At 71.9% G+C, this 15,593-nt stretch carries 10 protein-coding genes; 3 read left to right on the forward strand and 7 right to left on the reverse strand.

Annotated features, from left to right (window positions below; genetic code table 11):
• Positions 1-56: 56 nt before the first annotated feature.
• Genes treZ through glgX form a run of 3 tightly spaced genes read right to left on the reverse strand, consistent with a single transcriptional unit; the run spans position 57 to position 6,203 of the window.
• Positions 57-1,781 (reverse strand): malto-oligosyltrehalose trehalohydrolase, encoded by a 1,725-nt coding sequence (treZ, locus tag OH804_RS13515; RefSeq protein WP_406065436.1) that lies wholly within the window; start codon positions 1,779-1,781, stop codon positions 57-59.
• The gene (treY, locus tag OH804_RS13520) at positions 1,778-4,084 is read right to left on the reverse strand and encodes a malto-oligosyltrehalose synthase (RefSeq protein WP_196922779.1); all 2,307 of its coding nucleotides are present in this window, start codon (positions 4,082-4,084) and stop codon (positions 1,778-1,780) included. Before treY ends, treZ begins: the two co-directional genes overlap by 4 nt.
• Before the next feature lies 1 nt (position 4,085).
• The gene (gene glgX / locus OH804_RS13525) at positions 4,086-6,203 is read right to left on the reverse strand and encodes a glycogen debranching protein GlgX (protein WP_196922778.1); all 2,118 of its coding nucleotides are present in this window, start codon (positions 6,201-6,203) and stop codon (positions 4,086-4,088) included.
• A 315-nt stretch (positions 6,204-6,518) separates the two neighbouring features.
• Between glgX and OH804_RS13530 the strand changes: the two genes are divergently transcribed.
• Both OH804_RS13530 and OH804_RS13535 read left to right on the forward strand, forming a co-directional pair.
• Positions 6,519-7,958, forward strand: coding sequence for a glycosyltransferase family 4 protein (locus OH804_RS13530; protein ID WP_406065439.1), 1,440 nt, complete (start codon positions 6,519-6,521; stop codon positions 7,956-7,958).
• A gap of 515 nt (positions 7,959-8,473) precedes the next feature.
• Entirely contained in the window at positions 8,474-9,118 is a 645-nt protein-coding gene (locus OH804_RS13535) for a maleylpyruvate isomerase N-terminal domain-containing protein (RefSeq protein ID WP_406065441.1), read from the forward strand.
• A gap of 327 nt (positions 9,119-9,445) precedes the next feature.
• On the opposite strand, the gene OH804_RS13540 is transcribed toward OH804_RS13535, so the two are convergent.
• The 4 genes from OH804_RS13540 to OH804_RS13555 all read right to left on the reverse strand — a co-directional run bounded on the left by OH804_RS13540 (position 9,446) and on the right by OH804_RS13555 (position 14,533).
• Positions 9,446-10,729 (reverse strand): citrate synthase, encoded by a 1,284-nt coding sequence (locus OH804_RS13540; RefSeq protein ID WP_091408199.1) that lies wholly within the window; start codon positions 10,727-10,729, stop codon positions 9,446-9,448.
• Positions 10,730-10,938: 209 nt separating this feature from the next.
• A complete protein-coding gene (locus tag OH804_RS13545) occupies positions 10,939-12,942 on the reverse strand; it encodes a sulfatase-like hydrolase/transferase (RefSeq protein WP_406065444.1) in 2,004 nt (667 codons plus the stop codon).
• Entirely contained in the window at positions 12,935-14,365 is a 1,431-nt protein-coding gene (locus OH804_RS13550) for a class I SAM-dependent methyltransferase (protein WP_406065446.1), read from the reverse strand. Before OH804_RS13550 ends, OH804_RS13545 begins: the two co-directional genes overlap by 8 nt.
• Positions 14,366-14,383: 18 nt before the next feature.
• On the reverse strand, positions 14,384-14,533 hold the full coding sequence (locus OH804_RS13555; protein ID WP_165947858.1) for a hypothetical protein: 150 nt from the start codon (positions 14,531-14,533) through the stop codon (positions 14,384-14,386).
• 200 nt (positions 14,534-14,733) lie between these two features.
• Here OH804_RS13555 and OH804_RS13560 point away from each other — a divergent pair, with 200 nt between their 5' ends.
• Positions 14,734-15,582: an arginase family protein gene (locus OH804_RS13560; protein WP_406066532.1), complete on the forward strand. Its 849-nt coding sequence runs from the start codon at positions 14,734-14,736 to the stop codon at positions 15,580-15,582.
• Positions 15,583-15,593 lie beyond the last annotated feature (11 nt).

Consider the following 15,593-nt stretch of genomic DNA (forward strand, 5'->3'; position numbering starts at 1 on the left):
CGGCGCTGGATGGTGCCCTGGTACACGACACGGGTGTTTCTGAGGTCGCACCTTGGTCAGAGCGCCACGATCGCCGCAGTCTCCGCCGGCAACTGGATCCGGTCCCGCATGACCGTGACCCCCTCCCCCGTAGCCAGCAACACCCGTCGAACCACCCCAGGCAGCGAAATCCCCTGCCCCCGCCCCGCAAGGTTGGCGACAACAAGCGTGTCCCCCCGCCGCATCACCAGGAACTGGTCCCCATGCTGCACAGAGACAGCGTTCAACCGAGGATCCGAAAGATCAGGAAGAGACCGACGCAGGGCGATCAACCGCTGGTAGAACGCCAACATCTCCCGATGCTCAGGCTTGTCCAGCTCCGCCCAGTCCAACCGCGACCGCACGAACGTCTCCGGGTCCTGCGGATCCGGCACGTCCCCCTCCGGCCACCCGTGCGCAGCGAACTCCCGCCGCCGCCCGGTCCGCACCGCAGCTGCCAACTCCGGCTCGGGGTGCGAGGTGAAGAACTGCCAGGGCGTTGAGGCAGCCCACTCCTCCCCCATGAACAGCATGGGAGTGAACGGCGCCGTCATCAGCAGCACGGCCCCGACCCGCAGCAGCGAGGGCGACAGCGAGGCGGAGATCCGATCCCCGGTGGCCCGGTTACCGATCTGGTCGTGGTTCTGCAGGTAGGCCACGAACCGGTGCCCCGGCACCCGAGGATCGACAGGCCGCCCGTGGTGCCGGTTGCGGAAGCTGGACCAGGTGCCGGCGTGGAAGATCCCGCCGGTCAGCACGTCCGACAGCGTTTCCAGGGAGCCGAAGTCCCCGTAGTACCCCTGCCGCTCCCCCGTCAGCAACGTGTGGAGCGCGTGGTGCGCGTCGTCGTTCCACTGGGCGTGCAGCCCGAACCCACCCGCCTCGCGCGGCGTGATGAGCCGCGGGTCGTTGAGGTCCGATTCGGCGATGAGCGACAGCGGCCGCCCCAGGTGCGTCGACAACGATTCGACGGAAACAGCCAGCTCTTCCAAGATGGGCACCGCCCGCGAGTCGCGCAGCGCGTGCACGGCATCCAACCGCAGCCCGTCGACGTGGTAGTCGCGCAGCCACATGAGCACGCTGTCGATGATGTAGCGGCGTACCTCGTCGGAGTGCGGGCCGTCCAGGTTGATCGAGCGGCCCCAACTGTTGCTCTGCTCGGCGAGGTAGGGCCCGAACCGCGGCGCGTAGGCCCCGGAGGGCCCGAAATGGTTGTAGACAACGTCGAGGATCACCCCCAACCCCTTGGCATGGGCGGCGTCGACGAACCGTTTCAGGCCGTCGGGGCCGCCGTAGGGCTCGTGTGGGGCGTACCAGCAGACGCCGTCGTACCCCCAGTTGTGTTCGCCGTTGAAGGCGTTGACCGGGAGCAGCTCGATCAGGTCGACGCCCAGGGAGACGAGGTGGTCGAGGCGGTCGATGGCCGCGTCGAAGGTGCCTTCCGGGGTGAAGGTGCCGATGTGCAGCTCGTAGAGGATGCTGCCGGGCAGTTGCCGGCCGGTCCACAGGCTGTCGGACCACGCGAATTCGGCGTGGTCGTAGCGGCGGCTGGGCCCGTGCACTCCCGCAGGCTGCCACGGTGACCGGGGGTCGGGCAGTGGGGTTTCGTCGTCGTTCAGCAGAAAGGAGTAGTCGGGGCCGGCGTCGGGCACCTCGACCCGCCACCAGCCGTCGGCGGCGGCGCGCATCTCGTGGTCGGTGTCGCCGGCCAGGCGCAGCCGCACCCGCTCGGCGTCCGGTGCCCAGACGGAGAATTCGGTCATGAAACGGCCTCCTCGGCAACGGTGAGAGGAGCCAGCAGAGCCACGGGATAGTCGGCCAGAAGGTCGTCCAGTGGGGTCTCCCCGCCACTGTAGACCCGGCCGGTGAACAGGTCCTTCACCTCGTGAACGGGAAGTGACAGGGCTGTGTCACACCACCCACCGGCGCGGGCCAGGCCCAGGGGCAGCCGGGTCGCCACGGCGATCACGCCGCCCCGGTCGAAGGCCACCACGTGCCGGCCCACCGGCCCGTGCGCGGGCACCGGCCGGTAGGTGGTGAACAGCTCCGGGTGCGCCCGCCGCAGCCGCAGGGTCCGCGACACGACGAGCAGCTTCGCCGCTCCGTCGGTGTCGACCGGGGGACGCCAGCCGCCGTCGATGCGTGCCAGCAGCTCTCGGCGTACGTCGAAGTCGACCGGGCGGCGGTTGTCCGGGTCGACGAGGGAGTTGTCCCACAGCTCGGTGCCCTGGTAGGTGTCCGGCACCCCGGGCATGGTGAGCTGGATGAGCTTCTGCCCGAGCGAGTTGCACCAGCCGGCCGGGGTGATCGCGGCGGCGAGTTCGGTCAGCTCGTCGTGCAGGCTCGGGTCGTCGTACATCCGGTCGACAACGGCGTGCACTGCCTGCTCGAAGGCCGGGTCGGGGTTCGCCCAACTGGTCGAGGCCCCGGCCTCCCGGGCGGCCTTCTCGACGTACGCGTGCAGCCGTTCCCGTTCGATCGGCCACGCGCCGACGGCGGTCTGCCAGAGCAGGTGGGCGAAGGCCGGGTCGGGCAGCGGCGCGTACTCCATCCAGGCCTTGACCTGCTCGGCCCAGCGGCCCGGCAGTTCGCTGAGCACCGCGAGCCGGGCGCGGACGTCCTCGCTGCGTTTCGTGTCGTGGGTGGAGAGGCTGGTCATGCTGGCGGGCCAGCGGACCTGGTGGGCAGAGGCGAAGCGGTGGAACTCCGCCGGCGGCACCCCGAAGTGGGCGGGGCTGCCGCCGACCTCGTTGAGCGCCACGAACCGGGTCCAGCGGTAGAACGCGGTGTCCTCCACGCCCTTGGCCATCACCGCGCCGGTGAGCTGCGGGAACCGTTGGGCCAGCTCGTCGGAGGGGTCGCGCAGTCGGCGGGTGACCGCGTCCAGGGCACCGGCCAGGTCGGGGCGGCGGCGGCCGGCCTCGGAGCGGGCGGCGGCGAGGTACCGGGCGCCGTGCGGCGGGTAGCCCCGGTAGACCGGGAACGCGGCGGCCAGTTCGGCGAGCGCCGCGCCAGCCTGCTCGGTGGGCACCTCGGGGGCGAGGGCGGCCAACCGGGTGAGCTCGGCGGCGAGCAGTTGGGTGGCGGCGGCCAGTTTCGTGGCGTGGGTCAGGTCCTCCCAGGAGGTGTGCCGCCCGGTGAGGCGGTTGTCCAGCGCGGTGAAGTCGCCCTCGGCGTCGGTGTCGACGAAGAGCCCGCTGACCGCGGCCAGGGCGTCGTATCCGGTGGTGCCGTCCACCGGCCAGTCCGGCAGCTCCTCGCCGTACTCCAGGATCTTCTCCACCACGAGCCAGGCGTCGGGCGCGGCGGCCCGCAACCGGGCCAGGTAGCCGGCCGGGTCGCGCAGGCCGTCCGGGTGGTCGACGCGGATGCCGTCGACCTCCCCGGCGGCCGCCCAGCGCAGGATCAGCTCGTGGGTGGCGGCGAAGACCGCCGGGTCCTCCACGCGCAGACCCGCCAGGCCCGCGATGGCGAAGAATCGGCGGTACGTCAGCTCGGCGTCACCGCGCCGCCAGGAGACCAGCTCGTAGTGTTGCCTGTCGTGCACCTCTCGGGCGCTGCCGTCGCCGGTGCCGTCGGCGACCGGGAAGCGGTGCTCGTGGTAGCGCAGCTCCCCGTCGACCACCTTGAGGTCGTCGAGGGCGGCGGGGTCGTCGGCCAGCACCGGCAGCAGCAGCCGGCCCCGGTCCCAGTCGATGTCGAACCAGTCGGCGTACGTCGAGTCGCGCCCCCGGCGCAGCACGTCCCACCAGGCGGGGTTGGCGGCGGGGACGGCGACCCCGGCGTGGTTGGGCACGATGTCGACGACCAGGCCGAGGTGCTTGTCGCGTAGCGCTGCCAGCAGCCGCTGCCGGGCGGCCTCCCCGCCCAGCTCCGGGTTGACGGCCCGGTGGTCGACCACGTCGTAGCCGTGCTGGGAGCCGGGGGTGGCGGTCAGCAGCGGGGCGCTGTAGAGGTGGCTGACGCCGAGGTCGTCCAGGTAGTCGACGATCGCGGCGGTGGCGTCCAGGTCGAAGCCTGGGCGGACCTGGATCCGGTAGGTGGCCTTGGGAGGGGTGGCCGGCATGTCAGATCGTCCTCTCCAGCACGACGAGGGAACGGTCCGGCACCCGGATGGTGCCGCCCGCGCTGATCACCGTGGCGTCGCCGGGCTCGGGTTGGGCCGTGCTGATCACCCGTTCCCACTTCTGGCCGTACTCGCTGCCGGGCATGGTGAAGTCCAAGGGCGCGTCGTGGGCGTTGAAGCAGAGCAGGAACGACGCGTCGTGGTGCTTCTGGCCGTACTGGCCGCGCTCGCGGATGCCCTCGCCGTTGACGAAGAGCGCCACCGAGCGGCCGAAGTCGTTGCCCCAGTCCTCGCCGGTCATCTCCCGCCCGTCGGGGGTGTACCAGGCCAGGTCGGGCAGCGGCTCGTCGATGCCGCGCCCGTTCACCGGCAACCCGGTGAAGAACCGGCGACGGCGGAACACCTGGTGACGTTTGCGGAACGCGGTGAGCGTGCGGACGAAGTCCAGCAGCTGTTCGTCGGCGTTGTCCCAGTCGACCCAGGCCAGCTCGCTGTCCTGGCAGTAGACGTTGTTGTTGCCGTGCTGGGTGCGGCCCAGCTCGTCACCGTGGCCGATCATCGGCACGCCCTGCGACAGCATCAGGGTGGCCAGGAAGTTGCGCCGCTGCTTGGCCCGCAGGGCGAGGACCGCCTCGTCGTCGGTGTCGCCCTCGACGCCGCAGTTCCAGGACCGGTTGTGGCTCTCGCCGTCGCGGTTCTCCTCGCCGTTGGCCTCGTTGTGCTTGTCGTTGTACGACACCAGGTCGTTGAGGGTGAACCCGTCGTGCACGGTGACGAAGTTGATGCTGTGGAACGGCCGGCGGCCGTCGTCCTGGTAGAGGTCGGCGGAGCCGGAGATCCGGGACGCGAACTCGGCCAGGGTGGCCGGCTCGCCGCGCCAGAAGTCCCGCACGGTGTCGCGGTACTTGCCGTTCCACTCCGTCCACAGTGGCGGGAAGTTACCCACCTGGTAGCCGCCGGGGCCGACGTCCCACGGCTCGGCGATGAGCTTCACCCGGCTGACCACCGGATCCTGCTGCACCACCTCGAAGAAGGTGGAGAGCCGGTCCACCTCGTAGAACTCCCGGGCCAGGGTGGCCGCCAGGTCGAACCGGAAGCCGTCGACGTGCATCTCGGTCACCCAGTAACGCAACGAATCCATGATCAGTTGCAGCGAGTGCGGGCTGCGCACGTTGAGGCTGTTGCCGGTGCCCGTGTAGTCGACGAAGTAGCGGGGGTCCTCCTCGCTGAGCCGGTAGTAGCTCGGGGCGTCCACACCCTTGAAGCTCAGCGTCGGGCCGAGGTGGTTGCCCTCGGCGGTGTGGTTGTAGACCACGTCGAGGATGACCTCGATGCCGGCCGCGTGCAGCGCCTTCACCATGCCCCGGAACTCCTGCACCTGCTGGCCGAGCCGGCCCAACGCGGAGTAGCCGTGGTGCGGGGCAAAGAAGCCGATGGTGTTGTAACCCCAGTAGTTGCGAAGCCCCAGGTCGACGAGCCGGTTGTCGTGGATGAACTGGTGCACCGGCATCAGCTCGATCGCCGTCACCCCGAGCCGGGTCAGGTAGTCGATCATCGGCGGGGAGGCGATGCCCGCGTACGTGCCGCGCAGCTCCTCCGGGATGTCCGGGTGGCGCATGGTCAGCCCGCGCACGTGCGCCTCGTAGATCACCGAGTGGTGGTAAGGAGTGCGCGGCGGCTTGTCGTTGCCCCAGTCGAAGTACGGGTTGACCACCACCGACTTCGGCATGAACGGCGCCGAGTCGGCCTCCGACATCCGCTCCGGCTCGTCCAGGTCGTAGTCGTAGACCGCCGGGTCCCACTCCACGTCACCGTCGATGGCCTTGGCGTACGGGTCGATCAGCAGCTTGTGCGGGTTGCAGCGCAGCCCGTTCGCCTGGTCGTACGGGCCGTACACCCGGTAGCCGTAGCGCTGGCCCGGCTCGATGCCCGGCAGGTACGCGTGCCACACGTACGCGTCGACCTCGCGCAGCTCGACGCGGCGCTCCGCGCCGGTGTCCCACTCGTCGAAGAGGCACAGCTCGATCCGCTCGGCCACCTCGGAGAAGATGGCGAAGTTGGTGCCCATCCCGTCGTAGGTGGCGCCCAGGGGATACCGCTCGCCCGGCCAGACCTGCATGTCGCTCCTTAGACCATGGTTATGTGCGCACCGGCCGAGATCGCCCGCGCGCACGCAGGTAGTGCCCCCGGCCCGGGCGCGCCAATCCATCCTTTCAGGCGGTGGGCGGAAACCACCTGTCTGATGCGCGCTACACCCATCGGGTGTCCTCCGTCACGATGACCCTTTTCGAGGTGCGTTCTTGGGTCCGATGCACTTTCCTTGACCGGGGACAAGCGTTCGCGCGTGCCCGCCAGGCCCTCGGCCACCCCTTACACCTCTCGCTCCGCCGCCACTGACGCCGGCGCGTACCACCATGCATGGACGGAGATTGATGTGACGACCCTGCGGGTCGACGAGCAGCTCGCTGCCACCAAGGACCGGGCCCACCGGCCCACAGTGACCTCCCGCCCCCCGGCGCAGCCCGGTCCCGCCGCGCAGCCCGGCACGCCCGTGCCGGCGCAGCCCGGCCCCGGGGTGCCCCCGCAGACCCGCCGCATCCTCATGCTGTCGTGGGAGTACCCGCCGGTGCTCGTCGGCGGTCTCGGCCGACACGTGCACGCCCTCTCCGTCGCCCTCGCCGCCGCCGGCCACGAGGTCACCGTCGTCACCCGCCACACCGAGGGCGCACCCCTGGAGGAATACGCCGACGGCGTGCGCATCCTGCGCGCCCCCGAAGACCCGGTCACCTTCCCCCTCGCCACCAACTCCCTGCTGGCCTGGACCATGGCCTTCAACCACACCCTCACCCGCACCGCCCTACGCGCCACCCAGGCCGGCTCCTACGACGTCATCCACGCCCACGACTGGCTCGTCGCGCACACCGCGATGACGGTGCGCGACCACCTGGACATCCCGCTGGTCAGCACCATCCACGCCACCGAGGCCGGCCGGCACCAGGGCTGGCTGCCCGAGGAGATGAACCGCACCATCCACGGTGTCGAGCAGTGGCTCAGCAGCGAGTCCAACCGGGTGATCGTCTGCTCCGGGTACATGCGCGACGAGGTGAACGCGCTCTTCGGCGTACCGGCCGGGCGGGTCGACGTGGTCGCCAACGGCGTGGAGCCGCACCGCTGGCGGGTGCCCGCCCGTGCCGTGGCCGCCGCCCGCGCCCGCTTCGCCGGAAACGGCCCGCTGGTCACCTTCGCCGGCCGCCTGGTGTACGAGAAGGGCGTGCAGCACCTGATCGCCGCGCTGCCCCGACTGCGCGAGCGGCACCCCGGGCTGCGTGCCGTGATCGCCGGCGACGGCCCGTACCGCGCCGAGTTGGAGGCCGAGGTGCACCGCCGCGGCCTGGGCGGCATGGTCACCATGCCCGGCTTCCTCGGCGGCACCGACCTGCCGGCGCTGATGGCCGCGTCCGACTGCTTCGCCGTGCCGAGCATCTACGAGCCGTTCGGCATGGTCGCCCTGGAGGGCGCCGCGGCCGGCGCTCCCCTCGCCGTCGCCGCGACCGGTGGCCTCGCCGAGATCGTCGAACCGGGCGTCGCCGGGATGACCTTCCGCCCGCACGACCCGGACAGCCTGACCGACGCCGTGGACGCCCTGCTGTCGGACCCCGACCGCGCCCGCGTCATGGCCCGCCGAGCTCGCCGGCTGGTCCACGACCAGTACGGCTGGGCCGCCATCGCCCACCGCACCGCCGCCAGCTACGCCGCCGCCATCCACCACGACGCCGCGTTCACCGCCGAGCGCGCCGAGCAGCGGATGTCCCAGGGCCGCGCCCTCCCGGCGCTCCCCGAGGGCAACCTCCTCGCCGCCGCCGGCCTGCGCTGACCTTCGTCGTCCAGGCCCGACTCCGGCTTGGGCTCGGGCTGACCTCGGACCGGCTCGGGCTGACCTCGGACCGGCTCGGGCTGGCCTCGGGCTCGGGTTGGCCTCGGGCTCGGGCTGGCCTCGGGCCCGGGCTGGCATCGGGCTGGCCTCGGGCTCGGACCCGGGCAGGGTTGATCGACTCGGTTTTCATGAAGTCGGGGCGTCCCGGTGCAGGGGATGCCCCGACTTACGGTTGATCGACTCGGTTCTCTTGAAGTCGGGTTGTCCCGGTGCCGGGGACCCCGCGACTTCCGGAAAGCCGAGTCGATCATGCCGTGACGAGTGCGCCGGGCAGTTCCACGCTGGGAGCTGAGCGCCGGAGCGCCGGAGCGCCGGGCGAGTAGAGCGCCGCCGAGCCGCCCAGTGTCAAGCCGTCAGGCCAGGGCCCGCAACTCGCCGCCGAGCCGCCCAGTGTCAACCCGTCAGGCTGGGGCCGCAGCTCGGCGGCTGCCGGCCGGGGCTGTCAGAATGTGCGAATGTCTCGCCCTGTCGACGCCCTGGATGCCAGCTTTCCGGTCGCCGCCTCGATCGCGCTGGACCTGATCCGACGCCCCGAGGTGACCGAGCGGTGGTCGAACCCGAGTGCGCTGCCGCACCTGTCCGTTGGTGGCCTGGCGTGCCACCTGGGACGTCAGGCGGTCCGCGCGGCGGAGCTACTGCCGATGCCGACCGACCTGCCGGTCCTGGAGTCGGCCGACAACCATTACGAGCGGGCCGCCTGGGTCTCCGAAGGATCCCCGGACAGGGACACGGTCGCCTCCGGCCCAGACGAGGCCGACGCCGCACGCGGGCCGGCCGACCTGCACGCCCGTTCCGCCCGGGCGGTGGAGGAGGTCGCTGACTTGCTCTCGCGGGGTGCCGCCCGTGAGGTCGTGCCGATCCCGTGGCAGGGCTGGTCGCTGCGGCGCGGTGACTTCCTGCTCACCCGTCAGCTGGAGATCGTGGTCCACTCCGACGACCTCGCGGTGAGCGTCGGCGTACCCACGCCGGAGTTCCCGGCGGACGTCTTCGAGCCCGTCCGCGACCTGCTGGTCCGACTGGCAGTGCGCCGCCGTGGCCAGTCCGCGCTGATCAGCGCGTTCAGCCGCAGCGAGCGGGCCCAGGACATCTCCGCCTTCTGACCGCCCACCCGGTCGCCGATCACCCGCCGCCGCCCGTGATCGACTCGGTTTCCCGAAAGTCGGGGCGTCCCGGCCCGTGATCGACTCGGCTTCCTGAAAATCGGGGTGCCCAAGCGCGAGGAACACCGCGCCTTCAAGGAACCCGAGTCGATCATGCCGGGGCGGGCCGGGGCGGGGCGGCGCGGGGCGGGGCGGGGCGCGCCGGGGCGGGGCGGGGCGCGCCGGGGCGGGGCGGGGCGGGGCGGGGCGGGGCGGATCGGACTGCGGGAACGCGGCAGGCCGCCGACCCGGAGGGGTCGACGGCCTGCTGGTGAGGCGAGGAGCGGGTCAGCGCTCGCCGAAGGGGACGTAGTCCCGCTCGGCGGAGCCGACGTAGACCTGCCGCGGACGGCCGATCTTGGTCTCCGGGTCGCTGATCATCTCGCGCCACTGGGCGATCCAGCCGGGGAGCCGGCCGAGCGCGAAGAGCACAGTGAACATCTTGGTCGGGAAACCCATGGCCTTGTAGATCAGGCCGGTGTAGAAGTCCACGTTCGGGTAGAGCCGACGGGAGACGAAGAAGTCGTCGGCGAGGGCGATCTCCTCCAGCTCCATGGCGATGTCCAGCAGCGGGTCCGGCTTGGCCATCCGGCCCAGCACGTCCTGCGCGGCCTTCTTGACGATCGCCGCCCGCGGGTCGTAGTTCTTGTAGACCCGGTGGCCGAAGCCCATCAGCTTGACGCCGTCCTGCTTGTCCTTGACCTTGCGGACGAAGGACCGGACGTCGCCGTCGCCGGCGTGGATCTGCTGGAGCATCTCCAGCACCGCCTGGTTCGCGCCGCCGTGCAGCGGGCCGAACAGCGCGTTCACGCCGGCCGAGACCGAGGCGAACAGGTTGGCGTTGCTGGAACCGACCAGGCGGACGGTCGACGTGGAGCAGTTCTGCTCGTGGTCGGCGTGCAGGACGAAGAGCATGTCCAGCACCTTCGACATCACCGGGTCGACCTCGTACGGCTCCGCCGGCACACCGAACGTCATCCGCAGCAGGTTGTCCACGTACCCCAGCGAGTTGTCCGGGTACAGCAGCGGCTGACCGATGGACTTCTTGTAGGCGTACGAGGCGATGGTGGGGACCTTCGCCATCAGCCGGACCGTGGAGATCTCCACGTGCTCGGAGTCGAACGGGTCCAGGCTGTCCTGGTAGAAGGTGGACAGGGCGCTCACCGCGGACGAGAGCACCGCCATCGGGTGGGCGTCCCGGGGGAAGCCGTCGAAGAAGCGGCGCATCTCCTCGTGCAGCAGCGAGTGCCGCCGAATCCACTCGGTGAACTCGGTCAGCTGCTGCTCCGTCGGCAGCTCACCGTAGATGAGCAGGTAGGAGACCTCCAGGAAGGAGGACTTCTCGGCCAACTGCTCGATCGGGTACCCCCGGTAACGCAGGATCCCCGCGTCGCCGTCGATGTAGGTGATCGCGGATGAGGCAGCGGCGGTGTTGACGAAACCGGGGTCGTACGTGGTCATCCCGGTTTCCTTCAGCAGCTTGCTCACCCCGATACCGGCGGGGCCCTCGACCGCAGGATGCACCGGCATCGACAGCTGCCCACCGGGGTGATCGAGCTTGACTTCCGTCATGTGGTTCCTCGCTTCGCCGGCAGATCTACGTTGAATTGCCTTCGCTTCTACCGTAATTGCGGCTCGGGGGACAACGCCCGCCGTGGTTCGGCGGTGAGGTATGCGTCACCCGATTCCCGACCGGGCGGCCGGGAAACCCGGCATCCCGCCAGACGGGACCGGACCGGACCGACCCCGAAAGCCAGGCCGGACCGACCCCCGGAGCCAGGTCACGACAGGGCGAGGCGTCGCAGCGTACCGTCCGTCGCGACCTGGAAGACGTCGAGCTGGTTGGTGCCGGCGTGGAACAGCTTGTCGTCGGCGAGCAGCGCGGCGAACCGGCGTCCGCCGGGGTCGGCGGGCACCACCGGGACGACGGCCCCGATGCGGCCGTTGACGGCGACGGCAAGGAGGGTGCCGTCGGGGATCCGGTCCGGGACGTCGCCCCAGACGAGCGCCGGGAGGGTGCCGGTGTCCGGGTCGGTGGCGGTGAACGCGGCCAGGTCGGCGACGCGGGCGCTGCCGGCGGCCGGGCCGGCGCGTACCTCGGTGCCGACCAGGGGGTGCGGGGTCGGCTGGGGTGGCTGGGTGGGTACGCCACCGGGGAAGGTGACCGGTTCGCCGGGGCGGTCGTAGAAGTGCTTCGTCCCGTCGGTGCGGGGGGCCTGCCGGGCGGAGCGCCCGTCGACCCGCCAGGGCAACCTGATGCCGGCCTCGTCGGCCACTGTCGGCAGCAGGTCGACGTGTTCCCAGTTGCGGTCGTCCACCCGGCCGGCCTGCTGCCGGGGCTCCTTGACGAACGTCGGCACCCAGGCGACCTCGCCGGCGGCGGCCTTGATGGCGTCCATGCCCCGGCCCTGGGCGCCGGGGCGGAAGCTGACCCCGTGGTCGGCGGTCACCACGACGAGCGCCTGGTCGTAGAGGCCGTTGGCGCGCAGCGTCCGCAGCGTCTCGCCGATCAGCCGGTCGGTGTAGCCGAGCTGGGCGAGGTGCCGCTGCCGGGCCAGGTCGACCCACCCGGCGCCGTCGTTGGGCAGGTCCTCCGGGGCGTCGTAGCGCGCCCCGGACGGCAGGTACGCCCACGGTGAGTGCGGCATCAGCAGGTGCAGGAAGTGCAGGGTGGGCCGGGTCGTCGGCTTCAGCCCGGCGAGGAAACTGGTGAACCGGGCCGGTTGGTTGTCGTCCAGGCTGTCCCAGCGGAACTTCGGGTCGGCCGGCACCGGTTCGGCGGCGTCCAGGCCGGCCTCGGCCCGGGTCTGCTCGCGGTAGGAGTCTTCCGGGTCGACGGCGCTCTCCGTCGGCCCGGCGACCCGGCCGAGCAACTTGCCCGTCTCGCGGACCAGCACGCCGAGGCCCTGTTCCGGGGTGACCGGCTGCTCGCAGCGACTCGGTGGGCAGAGCCGGGTGATGCTCTCCTCGGCGCGAATGTCGTACAGGCCGCCGAACGCGGTGAAGATGTTGTCCGGGTACTGCGAGTAGTGCGGGGCGACCGGCTTGGCCGGGTAGCGGCCGGTGAGCATCGCCGGCAGCGCGTTGGGCGTCCACCCGCTGACGCCGGTGGAGTTGCGGTACCAGGTGGATCCGCCGGCCAGTTCGGCGAAGTGCGGGTACCGCGCGGCGTCGATCTTCCCGTCCGCGCCGAGCAGGCTGACCAGTGGCAGCTCGTCGAGGATCAGCATGACCACCGGCGGGTGCACGGCCGAGCCCTGCGCGGTGCCGGCCGCGCCGCCGTCGCCGCGCGGCAGGACCACCGCCGAGGTGGGTGAGGCGAGCAGGAAGAGCGCCACGAAGGCCGCCGGGCCGGCGGCGGCCAGGCGCAGCACCCGGCCCGGCGCCCGCCACCGCCGGTGTGCGGCCGCGCCGGCGGCTCCGGCGAGGGCGGCCACCAGCAGCAGCGGTACGCCCCGAAGTGGCGTCACGTGTCGGCCCACCTGCACGGCGAGGGCGGCGACCAGCAGCCCGACCAGCGCGGTGTGGGTGATGGCGCGGACGGTCCGGCCGGCCAGTCGGCTGAGTGCGGCCGGCAGCGCCACCGCGACTGTGGGGATCACCGTCACCAGGGCAACGAGCAGCAGGATCTGGGCCGGGTCGGCGCTGTGGAAGAGGAAGAAGTCGGGGCTGCGGCCGAGCACGTCCAGCAGCGGCTGGGTGACCACGAGACCGACCAGCGCGACGATCTCCAGCAGCCGACCCAGCTCGCCTCGCCAGCCCTGGTCCCACAGCGGTTCAGCCACCCATCACCGTCCGGTAGAGCGTGCGGGTGCCGGAGGGCAGTTCCAGCCGGTCGGTGATCCGTCCCCGGGCGGCGAGCAACGTCTCGAAGGTGTCGCGTCGGTAGTCCGGGAAGAGACCGGCGGGCTTGTTGGCCAGCAGCCGGGTCGCCATCGGGTCCTCCGGGTGGACGAACTCCACCACCACCGCGCCGCCCGGCGCGGTGAGCCCAGCGAGCCAGTCGATGACCTCCGGCAGTGGCACGTTGCGTCCGATCGCCAGGTGGTGCACCACGGCCAGGGCGAGCACCACGTCGGCGGACGCCCGCTCGGCGAAGCCGGCCCGCTCGACGCCCCGCCAGCCGCCGCCTGGCGAGGGATCGGCGAGGTCCAGCACCAGCGGGAGGATGCGGCGCTGCCCCTCGGCGCGCAGCTGTCGATACAGCTCGTCGACGACTGTCGGGTCCTGCTCGACGGCGACCACGTAGTCGGCGTGCCCGGCCGCCAGCCGGGAGTACCGGCCGTCGTTGGCGCCGAGGTCGAGCACCAGGCGCGGGCGGGTGCCGGCGGCCACCGCGGCGGCCACGAACTGTTCCTTCGCCACCCGGTCGCGGGCCGAGTAGCCGCAGGTGCGTTGGTAGTCCGACCAGTGGCTCCCGGGCGGGCGGCGGTCCAGCTTGCGGACCAGTTTCTCGATGCCGCGTACGGTGGCGAGCAGCAACTCCCGGGAGAAGCCGGCGGCCCGCAGTTGGTCGCGGACCTCGGTGGTGCTGGCGGCGGCGTTGCGTTGCTGCATGGCCCCGTGCAGGTGCAGGTGGGTCAGCACGCCAGGGCGCAGCCGGCGGGCCCCGTTGAACAGCGGCCGCAGCTCGTCGGCCTCGATGCCGTCGACCCGGGCGCGCAGCCACGGTTGGAAGTCGACGCCCAGGTGGGCGGTGAGCATCAGCGGGTAGAGCACCGTCTGGCAGAACTGCCGGTAGCCGGCCCACGGTTCGCCGTCGCGGACCGGCTCGAAGGAGCCGATGTCGATGAAGACCGGTTCGGCGCCGCGCCACTGGAGGTTGTAGGCCGAGCCGTCCTTGGTGGTGAAACCCTCGCCGAGCGCGGCGTTCAGGATCTCCAGGTGCAGCAGGGCGGCGTCGCGCAGCATGCTGAACGACCACTCGTACGGGTGGGAGACGAACGGGATGCGTTCGTGGCGCAGCACGGCGGCCCACGGCGTCCCGGCTGCGGCGGGCACCAGGGTCGGCGGGGCATCCTCGGTGGCGCAGACCTTGCGCGCGGCGACGAGCGCCGGGAAGAACGTGCTGCCGGTCAGTGCACGCCAGTGCTCGGCGGCCTGCGGGTCCAGCCCGCGCAGCACCTCGTCGCCGACGTGGAAGACCCGGTTGGCCGGGTCGCGGAAGGAGGCCGGCTCGGGCCGTACCTCGGTGGGTGAGATCGCCATCGTCGGAACTGGCCCCACTCAGCGCTGGTCGGTGGGTTGCCGGCGGAACCGGTCGACCAGCCGTCGCCAGTAGAGCTTCGCGGCGACCGCGGCGCCAGCCACCCCACCGACGACCGCCTGCACGATCAGGCTGCCGGACCCCGCGTCCAGGTAGGCCAGATGTTCCACCGATCGCTCCTTGCCCTCGCCGCCTCGACACCGGCGTCCCAGGCGTACACCAATGAGGCTTTTAACCCAGAAAGCCGGACTTGTCCATCACCGTACGCCGGTCCCTGTCGCCGTCGCGGGCACATCGGCGTACTCCCAGCCTCACCACAGAATGTGGCCGGACCGGCCGATCCCGCCGGTACGCTGCGGACGTGCGCTGGATGATCGTGGACGCGCCGCTGGACTCCTCCGGCGCCGGGCGCGGCGAGGAGCGGGCCCCGGCCGCGCTGCGCCGGGCCGGCCTGCGCGAGGCCCTGGCCGCCGACGACGACGGGCGGATCGACGAGGCGCGGTTGCGCGACCCGAACCGGGACCCGGCCAGCGGTGTGATCGGCGCGGCGGGCCTGGTCCGGGCCGGCGGCGCCATCGCCGCGCGGATCGGCGCGCTGATCGCGGACGGCCACCGACCACTGGTGCTCGGCGGCGACTGCGCGATCCTGCCCGGCATCTGCCGGGCCCTGCCCCCGGCGACCGACCTGTGGTTCGTCGACGCCCACCCGGACTTCCTCGACGGCACGACCTCGCCGACCGGTGAGGCCGCCGACATGGACCTCTCGGTGGTAACCGGGCACGGCCCCACCGCCGCCGTCGGCCCCGACGGCACGCTGATCGAGCCGAACCGCGTCCACCTGCTCGGGCACCGCCCGCCCACCGACGAGAGCAGCCAGGTCGAGGCGGCCCGGATCGACCCGGCGATCCACCAGGTCAACGCACCCGAGCTGCTGCGCCGGGGCGCGGCGACGGTCGGCGCGGGCCTGGCCGCCGACGGCGACGGACCGACCTGGCTGCACCTCGACCTGGACGTGGTGGACCCGCGCGACCTGCCCGCGGTGACCTACCCCGAGCCGGACGGGCCACGCTGGGCCGACCTGATCGCGCTGGTCACGCCGCTGGCCCGCGCCGACCGGCTGCTCGGGATGAGCGTGACCGACCTGAACCCCGACGAGGACCCCGACGGGCGGCACACCCGCCGCGTCGTCGAGGTCCTCACCGAGATGCTGAGCGGCTGACCGGCCGGTGC

Origin of the sequence: Micromonospora sp. NBC_00860, assembly GCF_045207375.1 — a bacterium.
GTDB classification, from domain to species: Bacteria; Actinomycetota; Actinomycetes; order Mycobacteriales; family Micromonosporaceae; genus Micromonospora; species Micromonospora vinacea.

Bases quoted from the DNA above. Each gene is read 5' to 3' on its own strand.
- treZ (WP_406065436.1), bottom strand. From the start codon at position 1,781: ATGACCGAATTCTCCGTCTGGGCACCGGACGCCGAGCGGGTGCGGCTG.
- treY (WP_196922779.1), bottom strand. From the start codon at position 4,084: ATGCCGGCCACCCCTCCCAAGGCCACCTACCGGATCCAGGTCCGCCCA.
- glgX (WP_196922778.1), bottom strand. From the start codon at position 6,203: ATGCAGGTCTGGCCGGGCGAGCGGTATCCCCTGGGCGCCACCTACGAC.
- OH804_RS13535 (WP_406065441.1), top strand. From the start codon at position 8,474: ATGTCTCGCCCTGTCGACGCCCTGGATGCCAGCTTTCCGGTCGCCGCC.
- OH804_RS13540 (WP_091408199.1), bottom strand. From the start codon at position 10,729: ATGACGGAAGTCAAGCTCGATCACCCCGGTGGGCAGCTGTCGATGCCG.
- OH804_RS13550 (WP_406065446.1), bottom strand. From the start codon at position 14,365: ATGGCGATCTCACCCACCGAGGTACGGCCCGAGCCGGCCTCCTTCCGC.
- OH804_RS13560 (WP_406066532.1), top strand. From the start codon at position 14,734: ATGATCGTGGACGCGCCGCTGGACTCCTCCGGCGCCGGGCGCGGCGAG.